19 protein-coding genes and 1 pseudogene are annotated in these 21355 nt (G+C 51.2%); 10 read left to right on the top strand and 10 right to left on the bottom strand.

The window, feature by feature from the left end:
• Positions 1-64: 64 nt before the first annotated feature.
• Positions 65-1918, bottom strand: a complete 1854-nt coding sequence (locus OQV04_RS09995; RefSeq protein ID WP_032280257.1) for a DUF3300 domain-containing protein — start codon at positions 1916-1918, stop codon at positions 65-67.
• Between the two features lie 354 nt (positions 1919-2272).
• Between OQV04_RS09995 and acnB the strand changes: the two genes are divergently transcribed.
• Entirely contained in the window at positions 2273-4870 is a 2598-nt protein-coding gene (gene acnB / locus OQV04_RS10000; RefSeq protein WP_032280258.1) for a bifunctional aconitate hydratase 2/2-methylisocitrate dehydratase, read from the top strand.
• Between the two features lie 174 nt (positions 4871-5044).
• Positions 5045-5407 (top strand): protein YacL, encoded by a 363-nt coding sequence (yacL, locus tag OQV04_RS10005; protein WP_000384306.1) that lies wholly within the window; start codon positions 5045-5047, stop codon positions 5405-5407.
• 37 nt (positions 5408-5444) lie between these two features.
• On the opposite strand, the gene speD is transcribed toward yacL, so the two are convergent.
• The 3 genes from speD to OQV04_RS10020 all read right to left on the bottom strand — a co-directional run bounded on the left by speD (position 5445) and on the right by OQV04_RS10020 (position 7574).
• Positions 5445-6239, bottom strand: coding sequence for an adenosylmethionine decarboxylase (gene speD / locus OQV04_RS10010; protein ID WP_000734287.1), 795 nt, complete (start codon positions 6237-6239; stop codon positions 5445-5447).
• 15 nt (positions 6240-6254) lie between these two features.
• Complete coding sequence (speE, locus tag OQV04_RS10015; RefSeq protein WP_000818414.1) at positions 6255-7121, bottom strand: polyamine aminopropyltransferase; 867 nt, start codon at positions 7119-7121, stop codon at positions 6255-6257.
• Positions 7122-7226: 105 nt separating this feature from the next.
• Complete coding sequence (locus OQV04_RS10020) at positions 7227-7574, bottom strand: YacC family pilotin-like protein (RefSeq protein ID WP_032280259.1); 348 nt, start codon at positions 7572-7574, stop codon at positions 7227-7229.
• Between the two features lie 165 nt (positions 7575-7739).
• On the opposite strand from OQV04_RS10020, the gene cueO reads away from it, so the two are divergent.
• Positions 7740-9290, top strand: a complete 1551-nt coding sequence (gene cueO / locus OQV04_RS10025; protein WP_101969319.1) for a multicopper oxidase CueO — start codon at positions 7740-7742, stop codon at positions 9288-9290.
• A 46-nt stretch (positions 9291-9336) separates the two neighbouring features.
• Here the strand turns inward: cueO and gcd are convergent, their stop codons facing one another.
• Positions 9337-11727: a quinoprotein glucose dehydrogenase gene (gcd, locus tag OQV04_RS10030; RefSeq protein ID WP_089628957.1), complete on the bottom strand. Its 2391-nt coding sequence runs from the start codon at positions 11725-11727 to the stop codon at positions 9337-9339.
• 205 nt (positions 11728-11932) lie between these two features.
• On the opposite strand from gcd, the gene hpt reads away from it, so the two are divergent.
• Complete coding sequence (gene hpt, locus OQV04_RS10035; protein WP_000683335.1) at positions 11933-12469, top strand: hypoxanthine phosphoribosyltransferase; 537 nt, start codon at positions 11933-11935, stop codon at positions 12467-12469.
• A 40-nt stretch (positions 12470-12509) separates the two neighbouring features.
• On the opposite strand, the gene can is transcribed toward hpt, so the two are convergent.
• Entirely contained in the window at positions 12510-13172 is a 663-nt protein-coding gene (gene can, locus OQV04_RS10040; protein WP_000651599.1) for a carbonate dehydratase, read from the bottom strand.
• A 108-nt stretch (positions 13173-13280) separates the two neighbouring features.
• Between can and OQV04_RS10045 the strand changes: the two genes are divergently transcribed.
• The 4 genes from OQV04_RS10045 to OQV04_RS10060 all read left to right on the top strand — a co-directional run bounded on the left by OQV04_RS10045 (position 13281) and on the right by OQV04_RS10060 (position 16812).
• The gene (locus OQV04_RS10045) at positions 13281-14207 is read left to right on the top strand and encodes an ABC transporter ATP-binding protein (RefSeq protein ID WP_000150637.1); all 927 of its coding nucleotides are present in this window, start codon (positions 13281-13283) and stop codon (positions 14205-14207) included.
• Positions 14204-14974 (top strand): ABC transporter permease, encoded by a 771-nt coding sequence (locus OQV04_RS10050; protein ID WP_000972203.1) that lies wholly within the window; start codon positions 14204-14206, stop codon positions 14972-14974. The genes OQV04_RS10045 and OQV04_RS10050 overlap by 4 nt, the downstream gene beginning before the upstream one ends.
• Positions 14975-15078: 104 nt before the next feature.
• Positions 15079-15519 (top strand): PTS sugar transporter subunit IIA, encoded by a 441-nt coding sequence (locus tag OQV04_RS10055; RefSeq protein ID WP_000901987.1) that lies wholly within the window; start codon positions 15079-15081, stop codon positions 15517-15519.
• A gap of 63 nt (positions 15520-15582) precedes the next feature.
• Positions 15583-16812 (top strand): polysaccharide deacetylase family protein, encoded by a 1230-nt coding sequence (locus OQV04_RS10060; protein WP_000277918.1) that lies wholly within the window; start codon positions 15583-15585, stop codon positions 16810-16812.
• Between the two features lie 3 nt (positions 16813-16815).
• On the opposite strand, the gene panD is transcribed toward OQV04_RS10060, so the two are convergent.
• Entirely contained in the window at positions 16816-17196 is a 381-nt protein-coding gene (gene panD / locus OQV04_RS10065) for an aspartate 1-decarboxylase (RefSeq protein ID WP_000621515.1), read from the bottom strand.
• Between the two features lie 273 nt (positions 17197-17469).
• Here panD and rpnC point away from each other — a divergent pair, with 273 nt between their 5' ends.
• Positions 17470-18342, top strand: coding sequence for a recombination-promoting nuclease RpnC (rpnC, locus tag OQV04_RS10070; RefSeq protein WP_032280263.1), 873 nt, complete (start codon positions 17470-17472; stop codon positions 18340-18342).
• 98 nt (positions 18343-18440) lie between these two features.
• Positions 18441-18620, top strand: a pseudogene (locus OQV04_RS10075) (hypothetical protein); the annotation flags it as partial.
• Between the two features lie 95 nt (positions 18621-18715).
• Here the strand turns inward: OQV04_RS10075 and panC are convergent.
• The 3 genes from panC to OQV04_RS10090 all read right to left on the bottom strand — a co-directional run.
• Positions 18716-19567, bottom strand: coding sequence for a pantoate--beta-alanine ligase (panC, locus tag OQV04_RS10080; RefSeq protein WP_000905372.1), 852 nt, complete (start codon positions 19565-19567; stop codon positions 18716-18718).
• An 11-nt stretch (positions 19568-19578) separates the two neighbouring features.
• On the bottom strand, positions 19579-20373 hold the full coding sequence (panB, locus tag OQV04_RS10085) for a 3-methyl-2-oxobutanoate hydroxymethyltransferase (RefSeq protein ID WP_032280265.1): 795 nt from the start codon (positions 20371-20373) through the stop codon (positions 19579-19581).
• Between the two features lie 112 nt (positions 20374-20485).
• On the bottom strand, positions 20486-21355 hold an 870-nt coding region (locus OQV04_RS10090), incomplete at its 5' end, for a fimbrial-like adhesin (RefSeq protein ID WP_332641816.1).

The following is a 21355-nucleotide window of genomic DNA, read 5'->3' on the forward strand; positions in this document are numbered from 1 at the left end:
GTTTGCCGGAACATCCGGCAATTAAAAAAGCGGCTAACCACGCCGCTTTTTTTACGTCTGTAATTTACCTTTCCAGTCGCCTTGCTCCGCGCTCAGAGAGACGTTCGCGTACTGCTGACCGTTGCTCGTTATTTAGCCTGGCAGTATGGTTACTGTCGTTTAGACGTTGTGGGTGGCTCTCCTTAACTTTCTCCCGAAAAACCTGACGTTGTTCAGGTGATGCCGATTGAACACGCTGGCGGGCGTTATCACGTTGCTGTTGGTTCAGTGGGCTCTGCTGTACTTTTTCCTTAAACACCTGGCGCTGCTCAGGCGAGGCTGACTGAATACGCTCACGCGCTGCCTCTCTTCGCTGCTGGATCTGTGGGTTAGTCTGCATTTTCTCGCGGACTGCCTGGCGCTGCTCAGGCGAGGCGGGCTGAATGCGCTCACGCGCTGCCTCTCTTCGCTGCTGGTTCTGCGGGTTAGTCTGCATTTTCTCGTGAACTGCCTGGCGCTGCTCAGGAGAAGCTGACTGATAACGCTGACGAGCGGCGTCCTTTTGTTGCTGGGTCAGTGGTTGGCGACGGCTGAAGTCGCGGAAGTCGTCATAGCTCCCATAGTGTTCAGCTTCATTAAACCGCTGTGCCGCTGCCTGACGTTGGGTATCTCGTGTAATGACGGGGGCGGCGTGTGTTCGTTGCTGAAACTGACTTGCTGCCGCCTGACGCTGGCTGTCGCGTGTTGGAGCAGGTAGCTGCGTGGCACTCATTCCGCCGTTGACATCAGTTTGATGAAACCGCTTTGCCATATCCTGATCATGATAGGGCACACCATTACGGTAGTTTGGATTGTGCCGCCATGCCATATTCTTATCAGTAAGATGCTCACCGGTGATACGGTTGAAATTGTTGACGTCGATATTGATGTTGTCGCCGTTATGTTGCCAGCCATTACCGTCACGATGACCGCCATCGTGGTGATGATAATTATCATCGTCATGATGATGATGGTCATGATCGTCGTCATCCCAGTCGATGCTGCTGAATAGTGCGTACGTGGTAGCAACGCCCATGCTATAGCCGAATCCGCGCACAAAGCTGTCAACAAACGGTTCTCCGGCTGGTGGTGGCAGATAAACCGGCGGATACGCAGTATTGGCCCAGTTCCCGTAAACCACGGTTGGGTTGTAGTTGGGAATATAGACTACATCAGGATTGGCGGGCTCAATGGAAATGACTGTTGTTGCAGGCTCTGTAATGACAGGGTTGGCAGTTGAAACGGTATTGGATGGTATGACGGGAGCCGTGACTGTCTGTGTTACCGGTACAGTTTTCTTTGTTGTGGTAATAACTTTCTGTTCGGTTGATGACTTCAGCGAACCGGTTTGTTGCGCCAGTTGCCGCAATCGCTGTACCGAGTCCATCACGTCCTGCGGCTGCGCCAGAAAAGCATCGCCCAGGTTTTGCACCCATTGCGGGTTTTCGCCCATCAACGCCATCAATTGTGGAAAGGCCACCAGTGATTTGACGCTAGCGTCCCACGGCTGGTCAGATACCGCCTGAATAGCAGCATCGCCTTGTTTAAGTGGATTATCGTGTGACCATTGCACTGCTTGAGCAACGTTTGCCGGATAGGTTGATGCCATTAACACTTGTGAAAGCAGAGAGTCGGGGTATAGCGCGACAGGTGCAACCCATTGATCTATTTGTGCAGTGCTGAATGCGGATTTAACGACGGCGGGTGTTACGGGAGGCGCGGAAACCGTTGCAGGAAGCGTAACCGCGGCAGCGTCAGACACAGCCAGTTGTGTCGATAGCGGTTCCACAGGCGCTTCCACTGTGCGGCTTTTTATATATAGCCCGGCAGAGGCGGCACAAAGCCCGGCACTGCAAATTAGCGCCAGCACATGGGGTTTAAACGGCAAAGTCATTTTCATAATTCGGATCTCAAGGAAATCGCAATGGTCGGCGAACTGCCACCCGCAGGTGCTGTAAATCTGAGTATAAAGAGGCGGTAGTTTAAATTTTGACTAATCTTGGGATTCGTTGAGAAAGGTGATTATCACCATGCGAATTAACGAAGTTTTTACGGAGGGAAACAATCTCTAGACCATCCTTAACGATTCAGCCACTTTTTTATGTTGCTTTTTTGTAAACAGATTAACACGTCGTCAAAATCCTGCTATTCTGCCCGTTGCGGTACTGGGCATTTACCCTACAAACTGCTGTCTCACAGGAGCGTGAAGAGAATCGCCTGCCGCACTATGACAATGAGAGCGAGGAGAACCGTCGTGCTAGAAGAATACCGTAAGCACGTAGCTGAGCGTGCCGCTGAGGGGATTGCGCCCAAACCCCTGGATGCAAACCAAATGGCCGCACTTGTAGAGCTGCTGAAAAACCCGCCCGCGGGCGAAGAAGAATTCCTGTTAGATCTATTAACCAACCGTGTTCCCCCTGGCGTCGATGAAGCCGCCTATGTCAAAGCAGGCTTCCTGGCTGCTATCGCTAAAGGCGAAGCCAAATCCCCTCTGCTGACTCCGGAAAAAGCCATCGAACTGCTGGGCACCATGCAGGGTGGTTACAACATTCATCCGCTGATCGACGCGCTGGATGATGCCAAACTGGCACCGATCGCTGCCAAAGCACTTTCTCACACTCTGCTGATGTTCGATAACTTCTATGACGTAGAAGAGAAAGCCAAAGCAGGCAACGAATATGCGAAGCAGGTAATGCAGTCCTGGGCGGATGCCGAATGGTTCCTGAATCGCCCGGCGCTGGCTGAAAAACTGACCGTTACCGTCTTCAAAGTCACTGGCGAAACTAACACCGATGACCTTTCTCCGGCACCGGATGCGTGGTCACGCCCGGATATCCCACTGCACGCGCTGGCGATGCTGAAAAACGCCCGTGAAGGTATTGAGCCAGACCAGCCAGGTGTTGTTGGCCCGATCAAGCAAATCGAAGCTCTGCAACAGAAAGGTTTCCCGCTGGCGTACGTCGGTGACGTTGTGGGTACGGGTTCATCGCGTAAATCCGCCACGAACTCCGTTCTGTGGTTTATGGGCGATGATATTTCACATGTGCCGAACAAACGCGGCGGTGGTTTGTGCCTCGGCGGTAAAATTGCACCAATCTTCTTTAACACGATGGAAGACGCGGGTGCACTGCCAATCGAAGTCGACGTCTCTAACCTGAACATGGGCGACGTGATTGACGTTTACCCGTACAAAGGTGAAGTGCGTAACCACGAAACAGGCGAACTGCTGGCGACCTTCGAACTGAAAACCGACGTGCTGATTGATGAAGTGCGTGCTGGCGGCCGTATTCCGCTGATTATCGGGCGTGGCCTGACCACCAAAGCGCGTGAAGCACTTGGTCTGCCGCACAGTGATGTGTTCCGTCAGGCGAAAGATGTCGCTGAGAGCGATCGCGGCTTCTCGCTGGCGCAGAAAATGGTAGGCCGTGCCTGTGGCGTGAAAGGCATTCGTCCGGGCGCGTACTGTGAACCGAAAATGACTTCTGTAGGCTCTCAGGACACCACAGGCCCGATGACCCGTGATGAACTGAAAGACCTGGCGTGCCTGGGCTTCTCGGCTGACCTGGTGATGCAGTCTTTCTGCCACACCGCGGCGTATCCGAAGCCAGTTGACGTGAACACGCACCACACGCTGCCGGACTTCATTATGAACCGTGGCGGTGTGTCGCTGCGTCCGGGTGACGGCGTAATCCACTCCTGGCTGAACCGTATGCTGCTGCCGGATACCGTCGGTACCGGTGGTGACTCCCATACCCGTTTCCCGATCGGTATCTCTTTCCCGGCGGGTTCTGGTCTGGTGGCATTTGCAGCCGCAACAGGCGTAATGCCGCTGGATATGCCGGAATCCGTTCTGGTGCGCTTCAAAGGCAAAATGCAGCCGGGCATCACCCTGCGCGATCTGGTACACGCTATTCCGCTGTATGCGATCAAACAAGGTCTGCTGACCGTTGAGAAGAAAGGCAAGAAAAACATCTTCTCAGGTCGCATTCTGGAAATTGAAGGTCTGCCGGATCTGAAAGTTGAGCAGGCATTTGAACTGACCGATGCGTCCGCCGAGCGTTCTGCTGCCGGTTGTACCATCAAGCTGAACAAAGAGCCGATCATCGAATACCTGAACTCTAACATCGTCCTGCTGAAGTGGATGATCGCGGAAGGTTACGGCGATCGTCGCACCCTGGAACGTCGTATTCAGGGCATGGAAAAATGGCTGGCGAATCCTGAGCTGCTGGAAGCCGATGCAGATGCGGAATACGCGGCAGTGATCGACATCGATCTGGCGGATATTAAAGAGCCAATCCTGTGTGCTCCGAACGACCCGGATGACGCGCGTCCGCTGTCTGCAGTACAGGGTGAGAAGATCGACGAAGTGTTTATCGGTTCCTGCATGACCAACATCGGTCACTTCCGTGCTGCGGGTAAACTGCTGGATGCGCATAAAGGCCAGTTGCCGACCCGCCTGTGGGTGGCACCGCCAACCCGTATGGACGCCGCACAGTTGACCGAAGAAGGCTACTACAGCGTCTTCGGTAAGAGTGGTGCGCGTATCGAGATCCCTGGCTGTTCCCTGTGTATGGGCAACCAGGCGCGTGTGGCAGACGGTGCGACGGTGGTTTCCACCTCGACCCGTAACTTCCCGAACCGTCTGGGTACTGGCGCGAATGTCTTCCTGGCTTCTGCGGAACTGGCTGCTGTTGCGGCGCTGATTGGCAAACTACCGACGCCGGAAGAGTACCAGACCTACGTGGCGCAGGTGGATAAAACTGCCGTTGATACTTACCGTTACCTGAACTTCAACCAGCTTTCTCAGTACACTGAAAAAGCCGATGGTGTGATTTTCCAGACTGCAGTTTAAAAAGTCAGCGCACGCGCTGCGCATAAACGACACAATGCCCGGTGAATGAGATTCCCGGGCATTTTTTATTTCTAAACCATCGCCGTTCCGCTGTTTTTCTCCGGTAAGGCTGCGATAATTACATCAATGGCGCAATGCGATTTCGGCGCATTGCCGGGAGCAGAGGAACACACTATGGATTACGAATTTCTGCGCGATATTACCGGAGTGGTAAAGGTGCGTATGTCCATGGGGCATGAAGTGGTCGGGCACTGGTTTAATGAAGAGGTGAAAGAAAACCTGGCCTTGCTTGATGAAGTGGAACAAGCGGCGCACGCACTGAAAGGTAGCGAACGGTCCTGGCAACGGGCAGGGCATGAATACACTCTGTGGATGGACGGTGAAGAGGTGATGGTTCGCGCCAATCAACTGGAATTCGCTGGCGATGAAATGGAAGAGGGGATGAACTACTACGACGAAGAAAGCCTGTCGCTATGCGGCGTTGAGGATTTTCTGCAGGTGGTGGCGGCTTACCGTAATTTCGTGCAGCAGAAGTAAATAAATCTGGCGGAGCCTGGGAGCTCCGCCAGAGCCGTTAAACAGCTGGCATATTGCGCCCGTAATAAATCTCGCGCATTTCTTTCCACAGCGCAGCGGTAATTTCCTGGCGCTCGCTGTCGGTTAAATCTTCCGGTTTGGTGTGGAACATGTAGTGCTTAAGGTCGAACTCTTTAAGCAACATCTTGGTATGGAAGATATTTTCCTGATAGACGTTTACATCCACCATGTCATACAGCGCCTTCATATCGTCAGACATAAAGTTCTGAATCGAATTAATCTCATGGTCGATAAAGTGCTTCATGCCGTTTATGTCGCGGGTAAAACCGCGCACACGATAATCAATGGTCACAATATCGGACTCAAGCTGGTGGATCAGGTAATTCAGCGCCTTCAGCGGAGAAATCACGCCGCAGGTAGAGACTTCAATATCGGCGCGGAAGGTACATAAACCGCCTTCAGGATGACTTTCCGGGTAGGTATGTACGCAAATATGACTTTTATCGAGATGGGCAACGACCGTTTCTGGCAGTGGGCCGGGGTGTTCTGTTTTGTCGATGAGTTTCGGGTCAACCGGTTCTTCACTCACCAGAATAGTGACGCTGGCACCCTGTGGTTCGTAATCCTGGCGGGCGATGTTAAGAATATTAGCCCCGATAATGGAACAGGTTTCTGACAGGATTTCGGTCAGACGGTTGGCATTATAGAGTTCATCGATATAAGCAATATAACCGTCGCGCTCTTCGGCAGTTTTGGCGTAGCAGATATCGTAAATACAAAAACTCAGACTTTTGGTCAGATTATTAAAGCCATGCAGTTTCAGTTTTTTCAATTTCTTATCTTCTCCTTAGGACGGCTGTGAAGCCAGTGCGTCTTGCAGATACTGGGGTAAGGCAAAAGCTGCCGTATGGACTGCCGGATTGTAATAACGGCATTTCAGGCCAGAGGCGAGAAAACGTGCCTGAATAATTTCGGTTGAGAGATGGCGTAAGGCGTCGTTATCTGTCGCCCATGCAAAAGTCATGATACCGCCGTAATAGGTCGGGATCGCCGCCTGATAAAAGCCAACGTCGCTGAAGTAATGGCTGAGTTTGCGATGGCTGTCGATGGCTTCTTCCTGCTGTAAAAAGCAGACGCCGTTTTGTGCGACGAAGATACCGCCAGGATTCAGGCAACGTTTGCAGCCTTCATAAAATGCCGAAGTGAAAAGGCTTTCGCCGGGACCGATAGGATCGGTGCAGTCGGAGATAATGACATCAAATGTCTGGCTGGTTTGATTAACGAAATTGACGCCATCATCGATCACCAGCTTAAAGCGCGGATCGTCGTAGCTACCGGCGTTATGGTTGGGTAGATACTGACGGCAGAACGATACGACACCCGCATCGATTTCCACCATCGTGATTGACTCAACGTTTTTATGTCGGGTTACTTCACGCAGCATGGCACCGTCGCCGCCGCCGATAATCAGCACATGTTTCGCGTGACCGTGGGCCAGTAGCGGAACATGGGTCATCATCTCATGATAGATAAACTCGTCGCGCTCGGTGGTTTGTACTACGCCATCCAGCGCCATTACGCGACCAAATGCAGCGTTCTCAAAAATGATCAGATCCTGGTGATCGGTCTTTTCATGATACAGAACGTTATCTACCGCAAAGTACTGCCCAAACTGGTCGTGTAGCGTTTCATGCCACTGTTTTTTTTCGGCCATGGGTTGATACCTCCTTTGTTAACACCCGTAAAAAAAGGGCGCAACATAATAGCTAACATTGACCGCGGATGCACGGTCAATATTTCTACAAAAAGGTATCAGGGATTATTTGACGTAGGTAAGCAGGCTTAAGGAATCGCGGGCCAGGGCTTTGCATTTTTTAGCGACGGGAATGCCAATGCCGCTGAGATCGCGGTAGCTGTCTTCACCGAGGGCTTTCATGTCGAAGGTGTCGTAGTTACTGAGATCCCACTGGTTTTGCTGGGCGAAAAAGACCAGTGCGCGACGAATTTGCCCGTTAGGTAAGTTCTGGTAACCACAATCGTTCTTCAGAAAGACAAAAACTGCCGTTAAATCGGCCATATCTTCGGCTTCAGACTCGCTGAGCGCGTAACTGTTTGCGCAAACGGCCATCAGGCTGCCGAATAACACTGTTCTGAAAAACGTCTTCATTGCTTCTACCAGGGGCTTAAAGAAGATAAACGTTAGCACACTGCGAGCGAGGCGACGACCATTATTGTCGATTAAATTGTGTCTGCGGCTTGACCTTCCCGTAAGGGGAAGGACTATGCTCAACGTTTGATTTTGTTTCGCCTGCTTAAGAATAAGGAAATAACTATGCAACGTCGTGATTTCTTGAAATATTCCGTCGCACTGGGTGTGGCTTCAGCCTTGCCACTGTGGAGCCGTGCAGTCTTTGCGGCGGAACGCCCAACGTTACCGATCCCTGATTTGCTCACGACCGATGCCCGTAATCGCATTCAGTTAACTATTGGCGCAGGTCAGTCTACCTTTGGCGAGAAAACTGCAACTACCTGGGGCTATAACGGCAATCTGCTGGGGCCGGCGGTGAAATTACAGCGCGGCAAAGCGGTAACGGTTGATATCTATAACCAACTGACGGAAGAGACGACGTTGCACTGGCACGGGCTGGAAGTACCGGGTGAAGTCGACGGCGGCCCACAGGGAATTATTCCGCCAGGTGGCAAGCGCTCGGTGACGTTGAACGTTGATCAACCTGCCGCTACCTGCTGGTTCCATCCACATCAACATGGCAAGACCGGGCGACAGGTGGCGATGGGGCTGGCTGGTCTGGTGGTGATTGAAGATTACGAGATCCTGAAATTAATGCTGCCAAAACAGTGGGGTATCGATGATGTTCCGGTGATCGTTCAGGATAAGAAATTTAGCGCCGACGGGCAGATTGATTATCAACTGGATATGATGACCGCTGCCGTGGGCTGGTTTGGCGATACGTTGCTGACCAACGGTGCAATCTACCCGCAACACGCTGCCCCGCGTGGTTGGCTGCGCCTGCGTTTGCTCAATGGCTGTAATGCCCGCTCGCTCAATTTCGCCACCAGCGACAATCGCCCGCTTTATGTGATTGCCAGCGACGGTGGTCTGCTACCTGAACCGGTGAAGGTGAACGAGCTGCCGGTGCTGATGGGCGAGCGTTTTGAAGTGCTGGTGGAGGTTAACGACAACAAACCCTTTGACCTGGTGACGTTGCCGGTCAGCCAGATGGGGATGGCGATTGCACCGTTTGACAAGCCGCATCCGGTAATGCGGATTCAGCCGATTGCTATTAGTGCCTCCGGTGCTTTGCCAGACACATTAAGTAGCCTGCCTGCGTTACCTTCGCTGGAAGGGCTGACGGTACGCAAGCTGCAACTTTCTATGGACCCGATGCTCGATATGATGGGGATGCAGATGCTAATGGAGAAATATGGCGATCAGGCGATGGCCGGAATGGATCACAGCCAGATGATGGGCCATATGGGGCACGGCAATATGAATCATATGAACCACGGCGGGAAGTTCGATTTCCACCATGCCAATAAAATCAACGGTCAGGCGTTTGATATGAATAAGCCGATGTTTGCGGCGGCGAAAGGGCAGTACGAACGTTGGGTTATCTCTGGCGTGGGCGACATGATGCTGCATCCGTTCCATATTCACGGCACGCAGTTCCGTATCTTGTCAGAAAATGGCAAACCGCCAGCGGCTCATCGCGCGGGCTGGAAAGATACCGTTAAGGTAGAAGGCAATGTCAGTGAAGTGCTGGTGAAGTTTAATCACGACGCACCGAAAGAACATGCTTATATGGCGCACTGCCATCTGCTGGAGCATGAAGATACGGGGATGATGTTAGGGTTTACGGTATAAAAAGACCGTATTCGGAAATATGCCCGGATCTCTCCGGGCATTATGGTTATTTCACATCATCCGGCAGGGCATAAGCCACAATATAGTCGCCCATCTTCGTACCAAATGAACCGTGACCGCCTGCGGAGATCACCACATACTGCTTACCATTCACTTCATAGGTCATTGGCGTCGCCTGACCACCCGCTGGTAAACGACCCTGCCACAGTTTTTCACCGTTGCTCATGTTGTAAGCGCGCAGGTAGTTATCTGCCGTAGCGGCGATAAACAGCACGTTACCCGCCGTGGAGATTGGCCCGCCCAGCATCGGCATACCCATATTGAACGGCACCGGTACAGGCATCGGGAACGGCATGCTGTCCTGCGGCGTACCAATACGTTTCTTCCACACGACTTCGTTGGTTTTCAGATCCAGCGCCGAGATATAACCCCATGCTGGCTGTTTACATGGCAGACCAAATGGTGAGAGGAACGGGTTGAGCGTGACACCATACGGTACACCGTACTGTGGCTGAATGCCGGATTCCGTACCCGTGCCTTTGGCATCTTTCGGCTGCTCCATCGGGTTACCCGGACCGCGTGGGATCAGTTTCGAAACAAACGGCAGTGCCATTGGGTTGGCAATTGCCACTTCACGATTTGGATCAACGGAAATCCCGCCCCATTCAAACATTCCCAGGTTACCCGGGAAGACCAGCGTGCCCTGTTCAGATGGCGGCGTGAAAATGCCTTCATAGCGCATCTGGTGGAACATCACGCGGCACACCAGTTGGTCAAACATGGTGGCTCCCCACATATCCGCACCGCTCAAATCTTTCGTCGGACGGAAGCTCAGTTCCGAGAATGGTTGAGTAGGGGTAACGTAATCGCCTTTGGCAGCACCTTGGGGAACCGGTTTTTCCGGTGCCGGAACCACCAGTTCGCCATTACGACGATCGAGCACAAAAATGTTGCCGGTTTTCGCCGGAGCGTAAATAACTGGCACTTTCTGACCATTAACGGTGATGTCCGCCAGCGTCGGCTGTGCCGGAAGATCCATATCCCACAGGTCGTGGTGAACGGTCTGGTAGCTCCACGCCAATTTCCCGGTTGTGGCATTCAGCGCCAGAATCGAGCTGGCATAACGTTCCTGTTCCGGTGTGCGGTTACCGCCCCAGATATCCGGCGTGGTCACGCCCATCGGCAGATACACCAGATCCAGCTTCGCGTCATAGGCCGCTGGTGCCCACGAGTTTGGCGAGTTAAAGGTAAAGGTGTGTTCGTCAGACGGGATTGCGTTCGGATCTTTCGCGCCCGGATCAAAAGCCCACAGCAGCTCCCCGGTGTTGACATCAAAACCACGGATCACGCCAGACGTTTCGCGGGTTGAGAAGTTATCGGTAACTGAACCTGCCATCACGATGGTTTTATCGGTGATAATCGGTGGCGAAGTCGGTTCATACAGACCCGGTTTGGTGTCTGGCATATTGCTTTGCAGATTGAGCACGCCTTTATTGGCGAAGGTTTCGCACAGTTTGCCGTTTTCAGCGTTAATCGCAATCAGTCGACCATCATTGACCGGAAGAATGATACGACGCGGGCAATCCGCCATCACTTCCGGCGAAGCCGTTTCTGCTTTGGCTTCATGATAAGAGACGCCACGGCAGGTTACGTGCTGGAAAGACTCGTTAGTTTTCAGCTCAGGATCGTAATGCCATTTCTCTTTGCCGCTGGCGGCATCGAGCGCAAACAGGCGCTGGTGAGCGGTACACAGGTAAAGGGTGTCGCCCACTTTAATCGGCGTCACTTCATTGGTGATTTCGCCCGGATCGTTCGGCTGCTTCACATCGCCAGTACGGAACACCCAGGCTTCTTTCAGATTATGGACGTTATCGGCGTTAATTTGTTTCAGAGGTGAAAAGCGTTGACCTTCCTGATTACGACCATAGGCAGGCCAGTCCTGATCGGCAACGGGGGAGATAGCTTCAGCAGGTGTGGCATCGGCGCTTAAGGTGCCGTTGATTTCCTGCGGATCGTTAAATCCTGCCCAGGTCAGGATACCACCGCTAATCAGCAGTGCCACCACCAGTGCAGCAACTGCGCCGCTGGCAGGAATGACCAGGCGACGCCAGACAAACGGCAGGATCAGCCAGATGCCGAAGAAGACCAGAATATCGCTGCGCGGAGTCAGCGCCCAGAAGTCGAAACCAACTTCCCAGACGCCCCAAATCATGGTGCCGAGCAGCAGGGCTGCGTATAGCCAAAGCGCGGCGCGTTTACTGCGCCACATCATCCAGGCGACGCCGAGCATCACAAGGCCAGCGATAGGGTAGTACCAGGAGCCGCCAATCGCGACCAGCCAGCCCCCGCCAATGAGTAGATACAGCCCGCAAAGCGCTGCAAAAAGGGCTGTTAGCGTGACGAGTAATCGTCGCGAGCCTGTATTGTTAATTGCCATAAAGAGACACCATTTCAATTCATTAATATTTTAGTAGCAATTAATTATAGGTTTTAACATGTGTGATCGTCATCACAATTCGAGCTTTATTAACAGATTCCGCGAATGAATAGTTTTACTGGTATACTGCGTGTCTTGCGCTTTGTTGCGGTGCCGAAACCCGCCCGTGCGAAGTGATTTGTTTTTAAATCATATGGTTAGAGATATGAAACATACTGTAGAAGTAATGATCCCCGAAGCGGAGATTAAAGCGCGTATCGCCGAACTGGGTCGTCAGATTACTGAGCGTTACAAAGACAGCGGCAGCGATATGGTGCTGGTAGGTCTGCTGCGTGGCTCATTTATGTTTATGGCGGACCTGTGCCGTGAGGTTCAGGTATCTCATGAAGTCGACTTTATGACCGCCTCCAGCTACGGTAGCGGCATGTCCACCACCCGTGATGTGAAAATCCTCAAAGATCTGGATGAAGATATCCGTGGCAAGGACGTGCTGATTGTTGAAGATATCATCGACTCGGGGAATACACTGTCGAAAGTGCGTGAGATCTTAAGCCTGCGCGAACCGAAGTCGTTGGCGATTTGTACGCTGCTGGATAAACCGTCCCGTCGTGAAGTGAACGTCCCGGTAGAATTTATCGGTTTCTCGATCCCGGATGAGTTTGTGGTGGGTTACGGTATTGATTACGCACAGCGTTATCGTCATCTGCCGTATATCGGCAAAGTGATTCTGCTGGACGAGTAAGTGTGAAGTTGCCGGATGTGTTGCATCCGGCATGGCATTTTTATTTGTGGTTGGCGTGTTTCAGCTTGAGGTTGGAAATCCCATGACGGTAACGTTGCTCAAGGGTTTCGCGGTTGGTGGCAGTAACATCCAGATCACGCAGCAAGCCGTCGTGAATGCCATAGGCCCAGCCGTGAATGGTAACTTTCTGCCCGCGTTTCCACGCTGATTGCATAATGGTGGAGTGGCCCAGGTTATACACCTGTTCCATGACGTTCAGTTCACACAAGGTATCCAGACGGCGCTCTTGCGGCATTTCGCCGAGCAATGAGCTATGTTTGAACCAGATATCGCGGATATGCAGCAGCCAGTTGTTGATAAGCCCCAGTTCCGGGTTTTCAACTGCGGCTTGTACGCCGCCGCAACCGTAGTGGCCACAGATAATAATGTGTTCAACTTCGAGTACATCCACTGCATACTGAACCACGGAAAGGCAGTTCAGGTCGGTGTGAATGACCAGGTTAGCAACATTACGGTGAACAAAGAGTTCGCCCGGCTCAAGACCGGTTAAACGTTCTGCAGGAACGCGACTGTCGGAACATCCAATCCATAGAAAGCGCGGTTTTTGCGCTTGTGCCAGTTTCTCAAAAAACCCGGGATCCTCTTCCACCAGCATTTTTGACCATAGTGCATTGTTGCTGATGAGTGTATCTATGTCTTTCATGGAGGTTAACGACCTGTAACCAAATAATTACGTTTGGCTAATATAGGGCAACTCCGGGACGATTTAAACCACAGATAAAGTGTAAGAACGTAAGGTAAGTAAAAATTTATGACCATTGCACTGGAACTTCAACAGCTTAAAAAAACCTATCCAGGCGGCGTTCAGGCGCTTCGTGGAATAGATTTGCAGGTCGAAGCGGGTGATTTTTATGCGCTTCTCGGGCCGAACGGGGCTGGGAAATCGACCACTATCGGTATTATCAGCTCTCTGGTAAATAAAACCTCCGGGCGGGTCAGCGTATTTGGTTACGATCTCGAGAAAGATGTCGTGAACGCTAAACGTCAGTTGGGACTGGTGCCACAGGAATTTAACTTCAACCCGTTTGAAACCGTGCAGCAAATTGTGGTGAATCAGGCAGGGTACTACGGTGTGGAGCGCAAAGAAGCGTACATCCGCAGCGAAAAATATCTTAAGCAGCTCGATTTATGGGGAAAACGCAACGAACGTGCGCGCATGTTATCTGGCGGGATGAAGCGCCGTTTAATGATTGCCCGTGCGTTAATGCATGAACCTAAACTACTGATTCTCGACGAGCCGACTGCAGGCGTGGATATTGAACTTCGCCGCTCAATGTGGGGCTTTTTGAAGGATTTAAACGACAAAGGCACCACCATCATTCTCACCACACACTACCTGGAAGAAGCAGAAATGCTGTGTCGCAATATCGGCATTATTCAGCACGGTGAGCTGGTGGAAAATACCTCGATGAAGGCGCTGCTGGCGAAGCTGAAATCGGAAACCTTTATTCTCGATCTCGCACCGAAAAGTCCGTTACCGAAGCTCGATGGCTATCAGTACCGGCTGGTGGATACCGCGACGCTGGAAGTTGAAGTGCTGCGTGAGCAGGGGATCAACAGCGTATTTACGCAGTTAAGTGAGCAGGGCATTCAGGTATTAAGTATGCGTAACAAAGCTAACCGTCTGGAAGAGCTGTTTGTTTCACTGGTTAATGAAAAACAAGGAGATCGCGCATGATGCATCTTTACTGGGTGGCGCTAAAAAGCATCTGGGCGAAAGAGATCCATCGCTTTATGCGTATCTGGGTGCAGACGCTGGTGCCGCCAGTCATCACCATGACCCTTTACTTTATTATCTTCGGTAACCTGATTGGTTCGCGTATTGGCGATATGCATGGCTTCAGCTACATGCAGTTCATCGTACCGGGGCTGATCATGATGTCGGTGATCACCAACGCCTACGCCAACGTCGCGTCATCATTTTTTGGTGCCAAGTTCCAGCGTAATATTGAAGAGCTGCTGGTAGCGCCGGTTCCGACTCACGTCATTATTGCCGGATATGTCGGCGGTGGCGTGGCGCGTGGTCTGTTTGTTGGCATTCTGGTGACGGCAATTTCACTGTTTTTTGTGCCGTTTCAGGTGCATTCGTGGGTATTCGTTGCCTTAACCCTGGTGCTCACGGCGGTGTTGTTCTCCCTTGCGGGTTTGCTGAACGGTGTGTTTGCCAAAACGTTCGATGACATCAGCCTGGTGCCAACCTTTGTGTTAACGCCACTCACGTATTTGGGTGGGGTCTTTTACTCACTGACTTTGTTGCCGCCGTTCTGGCAAGGGCTGTCGCACCTGAACCCAATCGTTTATATGATCAGTGGTTTCCGCTACGGCTTCCTCGGTATCAATGATGTTCCGCTGGTCACTACCTTTGGCGTACTGGTGGTCTTTATTGTGGCGTTTTATTTGATCTGTTGGTCGCTGATCCAACGTGGACGTGGTTTGCGTAGCTAAGGCTATTTCCTCTCCTCTGGATTTGGGGGAGAGGAGTTTTGACGGCTATCACCCTTTATCAACAATGGTCAGGGTAGACTGATTTTCGGCTAAGGAGGAAGGCGATGTTAGGTTGGGTAATTACCTGTCACGATGACCGGGCGCAAGAGATACTGGATGCGCTGGAGAAAAAACATGGGGCGCTTCTTCAGTGCCGGGCCGTGAATTTCTGGCGCGGATTAAGTTCTAATATGCTCAGCCGCATGATGTGCGATGCTCTGCATGAAGCGGACTCTGGTGAGGGTGTCATCTTCTTAACCGATATAGCCGGAGCGCCACCGTACCGCGTGGCTTCATTATTAAGCCACAAACACTCCCGTTGCGAAGTGATTTCTGGTGTCACGTTACCGTTAATTGAACAGATGATGGCTTGCCGTGAAACCATGACCAGTTCAGAGTTTCGCGAGCGTATTGTCGAACTGGGTGCGCCGGAGGTGAGTAGTCTTTGGCACCAACAACAAAAAAATCCGCCTTTCGTCCTCAAACATAATTTGTATGAGTATTAACCCGCGATTCTGATGGCGCTTTTGCTACAATAAAAGCGTTGTTTCACCCTCGGTTATTTTTTCATGTACAAACAAGCTGTTATTCTCCTGCTGATGCTGTTTACCGCAAGTGTCAGTGCCGCGTTACCTGCCCGTTATATGCAAACCATCGAAAATGCTGCGGTCTGGGCGCAAATTGGCGACAAGATGGTGACCGTGGGGAATATTCGGGCCGGACAAATCATTGCCGTGGAGCCCACTGCCGCAAGTTATTACGCATTTAATTTTGGCTTTGGTAAAGGGTTTATCGATAAAGGGCATCTCGAGCCGGTTCAGGGGCGACAAAAAGTTGAAGACGGTTTGGGTGACCTCAACAAGCCGCTGAGTAATCAGAACTTAGTTACCTGGAAAGATACGCCGGTCTATAACGCGCCGAGTGCGGGCAGTGCGCCATTTGGGGTACTGGCGGACAATTTGCGCTACCCGATTTTGCATAAACTGAAAGACAGGTTAAATCAAACCTGGTATCAGGTCCGTATTGGCGATCGACTGGCCTATATCAGCGCGCTGGATGCCCAACCCGATAATGGCCTTCCGGTGCTAACTTATCACCATATTCTGCGCGACGAAGAAAACACCCGTTTTCGCCATACTTCGACGACCACCTCGGTACGCGCTTTCAATAACCAGATGGCCTGGCTGCGCGACAGGGGATACGCGACACTGAGCATGGTGCAGCTGGAAGGTTACGTGAAGAATAAGATCAATCTCCCTGCGCGAGCGGTGGTGATTACCTTTGATGATGGCCTCAAGTCGGTGAGCCGCTATGCGTATCCTGTGTTGAAACAATATGGCATGAAGGCGACGGCGTTTATTGTTACCTCACGCATCAAACGTCACCCGCAGAAGTGGAACCCAAAATCGCTGCAATTTATGAGCGTTTCTGAGCTTAACGAAATTCGCGATGTATTTGATTTCCAGTCACATACCCATTTTTTGCATCGGGTAGATGGTTATCGCCGACCCATATTACTGAGCCGTAGTGAGCACAATATTCTGTTTGATTTTGCACGTTCACGCCGCGCTCTGGCGCAATTTAATCCGCATGTCTGGTATCTTTCGTATCCGTTTGGCGGCTTTAATGACAAAGCCGTGAAGGCAGCAAACGATGCCGGATTTCACCTGGCGGTGACAACCATGAAAGGCAAAGTAAAACCGGGGGATAATCCGTTGTTACTAAAACGACTTTATATCTTAAGAACGGATTCGCTGGAGACGATGTCGCGGCTGGTGAGTAACCAGCCGCAGGGATAACAATCAAGCAACCTGTACCGGAATCGCTTTCGCGGTACGTTTCATTTCATTGTCGCCTTCAAAATAGGCGACGTTGGGTCGCCAGGTGCGAGCTTCTTCATCTGGCATGGTAACGAAGCTGGCGATGATGACAATATCGCCGACACTGGCGCAGTGGGCCGCCGCACCGTTAACAGAAATAATTCTCGAACCGCGTTCTGCCGCGATGGCATAAGTGGAGAAACGCTTGCCGTTGGTGACATTCCAGATATCAATGGCTTCGTTTTCGAGAATACCGGCTGCGTCAAGAAAATCCTGGTCAATGGCGCAAGAACCTTCATAGTGCAGGTCCGCATGAGTCACTTTCACGCGGTGGAGTTTGCCCTGCAGCATCGTGCGAATCATAACTTCTACCTTTCTACCCTGTCGTTAACGAAGCAGGCGGTGCCTGCTTTGAGGAAATTCTCACGCAGTATTGCCCGATTTTTGTTTAGTGTCTACTCATCTGACGGCATTTGCATCAGCAGTTTGCGTACCGCGCCGAAGCGTGCCATGTAACGGCTGTAACCAATTGAAATTTCTCTGAACGCTGCTCGGTAAACACTAAAGAGGTGGCTGACGATGGTACACCTTGACTGGATACTGCCTTCACGCAAGACAACACGGAAGGCAGGGAAGATGGATGCACCGAGTACCACACCGCATGATGCAGTGTTTAAACAATTTTTAATGCACGCGGAGACGGCTCGCGACTTTCTGGAGATACATTTGCCAGTGGAATTACGAGAACTTTGTGACCTCAACACGCTTCATTTAGAGTCGGGGAGTTTCATTGAAGAGAGCCTGAAAGGACACAGCACGGACGTGCTCTATTCCGTGCAAATGCAGGGCAATCCCGGTTATCTGCATGTTGTGATTGAACACCAAAGCAAGCCGGATAAGAAAATGGCCTTTCGCATGATGCGTTATTCTATTGCTGCCATGCACCGGCATCTGGAGGCGGATCACGATAAGCTGCCGCTGGTGGTGCCGATACTGTTTTATCAGGGCGAGACCACACCTTATCCGCTCTCAATGTGCTGGTTTGATATGTTTTACTCGCCGGAGCTGGCGCGACGCGTCTATAACAGTCCTTTTCCGCTGGTGGATATCACTATCACACCGGATGACGAAATCATGCAGCACCGGCGGATTGCGATTCTCGAACTACTGCAAAAGCATATTCGCCAGCGCGACTTAATGTTATTGCTGGAGCAACTGGTCACGCTGATTGACGAAGGGTACACTAGCGGAAGTCAGTTAGTTGCCATGCAAAACTATATGCTGCAACGCGGTCATACTGAACAAGCGGATTTGTTTTATGGTGTGCTGAGAGGCAGGGAAACGGGAGGGGAGTCTATGATGACGCTGGCGCAGTGGTTTGAAGAGAGGGGAAGACAGGAGGAAAGGCAAGAATTCGTCCTGCGTCTTCTGAATAAAGGAATGTCTCGGGAAGACGTTGCAGAGATGGCAAATTTACCCCTTGCCGAGATTGATAAGCTGATTAACTAAGTTGTCTGCATCATCAGTTATAGCCAGATAATTGTTATTGTTAACTGACCAGATAATTAAGGGAACCTATGGAAATAAAGACACGGAGAGAAACCAGGCAGACGTTGGCGCAGTGGTTTGAAGAGAAGGGATTTCAGAAGGGATATCAAGAGGAACTCCAGAAGGTAAGACAGGAATTCGCCCAGCGTTTTCTAAGTAAAGGGATGTCTCGGGAAGACGTTGCAGAGGTGACAACTTTACCTCTTACAGAGATTGATAAGCTAATTAACTCTAACTAAATTGCCAGCGATATGAATAATCACTTACAGACGTCATCGCCATGACGTAGGGCAAATTAATAACTGGCGCCATCAGCCGTAGCGCCAGTTAAGTATTACGCCAGTTCGACCATCTTGTTGTCGATCAGGCGGGCATCGCCAAGCCAGGCGGCTACCAGAATCACAGCTCGTTTGCTGGTTTCAGAGACTTCCAGCAACGTGTCGGCATCGCGAATCTGAATATCATCGGCGCGGAAGCCTTTTTCATTCAGTTCTTGCCCGGCAATAGCAATAATTTCATCGAGATCCCGTTCGCCAGCCTGCAATTTGTCGGCAATCGAACTTAAAACTTTGTACAGACCGGGCGCAATTTTACGTTGTTCCGCCGTCAGATAACCGTTACGGGAACTCAGCGCCAGACCGTCTTTGGCGCGCATAATTGGCACACCGACTATCTCAATATCAAAGCCCATATCGGCAACCATTTTGCGGATCAGCGCCAGTTGCTGAAAATCTTTTTCACCGAAGCAGGCGATATCCGGCTGGACCAGGTTGAACAGCTTGCTGACGATAGTCGACACGCCGCGAAAATGCCCCGGACGGCTCGCGCCTTCCAGCATGGTCGAAAGCCCGGGAACGTCAACGTAAGTATGGGTTTCAGTACCGTTCGGGTAGATCTCTTTTACCGAGGGCGCGAAAACCAGATCCACTTTGCGCTTGTTCAGCTTTTCGCAGTCTTCCTGCAAGGTCCGTGGGTAACGAGCCAGGTCCTCCGGGCGGTCGAACTGCATCGGGTTAACGAAAATACTGACGACGACCACATCGGCGCGGGCTTTGGCTTCGTCGACCAGCTTCATGTGGCCATCATGCAGGTTGCCCATGGTAGGTACCAGCGCCACACGCTTGCCTTCCATACGCAGGCGGCGAATTTGCTGACGCAGCAGCGGCAGGGTTTCGATAATTAACACAACGTCACTCCTTAATGGAAACTGTGTTCTTCGCCCGGATAAACGCCGGACTCCACTTCAGCTTTATACTGCCGCACAGCCGCGCGGATGTCGCCCGTTTCAGCGAGGAAATTTTTGGCAAATTTAGGGATATGGCCGCCGGTAATGCCGAACGCATCGTGCATCACGAGGATCTGCCCGTCAGTGACGTTGCCTGCGCCAATGCCAATAACCGGGATCACCAGTGCTTCGGTAATACGTTTTGCCAGTTCAACCGGCACGCATTCCAGCACCAGCAACTGTGCACCAGCGGCTTCTAAGGCTAATGCATCGCTAAGCAGTCGATCGCTCGCTTCATCGCCGCGCCCCTGAACTTTGTAGCCACCGAAAATATTCACTGACTGTGGGGTTAAACCTAAGTGACCACATACAGGAACGGCACGTTCGGTCAGCATTTTTACGGTTTCGACCAGCCACTCACCGCCTTCAATTTTGACCATGTTAGCACCGGCACGCATAACCGTTGCGGCGTTTTCAAAGGCTTGTTCCGGCGTGGCATACGCCATAAACGGCAGGTCAGCCAACAGCAGGCAGTTTGGCGCGCCACGACGTACTGCGGTAGTGTGGTAGGCGATATCAGCAACGGTAACTGGCAGGGTGGAGTCGTGCCCCTGAACCGTCATGCCCAGCGAGTCGCCTACCAGCATGACGTTAAGTCCTTCATCGGCAAAGAGTTTGGCGAAGCTATAGTCGTAAGCGGTGATGGTCGCGAAACGTTTTTTTTCCTGTTTGCATTTTTGCAATGAAGCAATGGTGGTCGGTTTCATAACGTGTCCTGATAAATGATGTCGTGTTACCTGGCATTTTATCAGTCACATTGGTGGGGGCAATGATTTATCAATTACCGCACCGCCAGATGATGGCGGTGCGGTGGGCTTATTAAGGGTAGGTCACCTGGAAAGTACTGGTGGCTTTAAACTCACCCGCTTCTATTGGTATAGTTCCATCCTGCTGTAGTGTGGCCTGGAAATGGAGAGGGTATGTTATGCCTGTATCTTGATCCGGGTAAACTCCTCCTGTTGTATCGTCTTTGCCTCTCGGGTCGTAATCTTTATAAACAGAATTTGAATCATTAGGTTTCAATGTCATTAGAGGATTTTTACTAGTTGCTAAACCTTCTATGAGTACACCGACTCCTTTTGCTGCGTCATTACCTGTGAGAGTGTTACCAAGGAGTTGCCCGTTTTCAGTACCAACCTTTGTTGAAACTAATTTTGTCTCAATATTAGTCACACGAACGCAGTTTTGAAGTGAAATATCAAAAGGAACCGGTGTGGCACCGTTTCTGATTTGTTCTGCACTATATTCCCCCATTTTTACCGTAGAACCAGTCACAGAAGTTCCACTAAGCATAGCGGTAAAACAAGTGGGGTTAGTCAACTTGACATTCAGCAGGTCAAAATCAATTTTGATAAAATAACTATGCTCGTTTATACCTCTGCCTGCACCATAGGCTTTGAATGAATATAGATAATTTGATGAACTGGATAATTTGACTTGTTGAGTTACTGTTGGATCAAAGTTAGTATCTGTATAGAATTCAATTGTAAGGGTCTGATAAATACCACCTACAGCCCAGTATTTACTGGCGCTATTTGCATTATTGCAACTCCAATATAACACATCTTCGCTTGGGTTATGCCACGAAAAATATTGTTCTGCAGAGTCACCAATTAGACTGGCCCCCTGAATCTCCAGACAACCAATATCACTTAAATAAGTGATAGTCTTAATACTAGTTTTTAGACT

The sequence above is a fragment of the Escherichia sp. Lx600-2 genome, assembly GCF_036662595.1.
In the GTDB taxonomy this organism is placed as follows: domain Bacteria; phylum Pseudomonadota; class Gammaproteobacteria; order Enterobacterales; family Enterobacteriaceae; genus Escherichia; species Escherichia coli.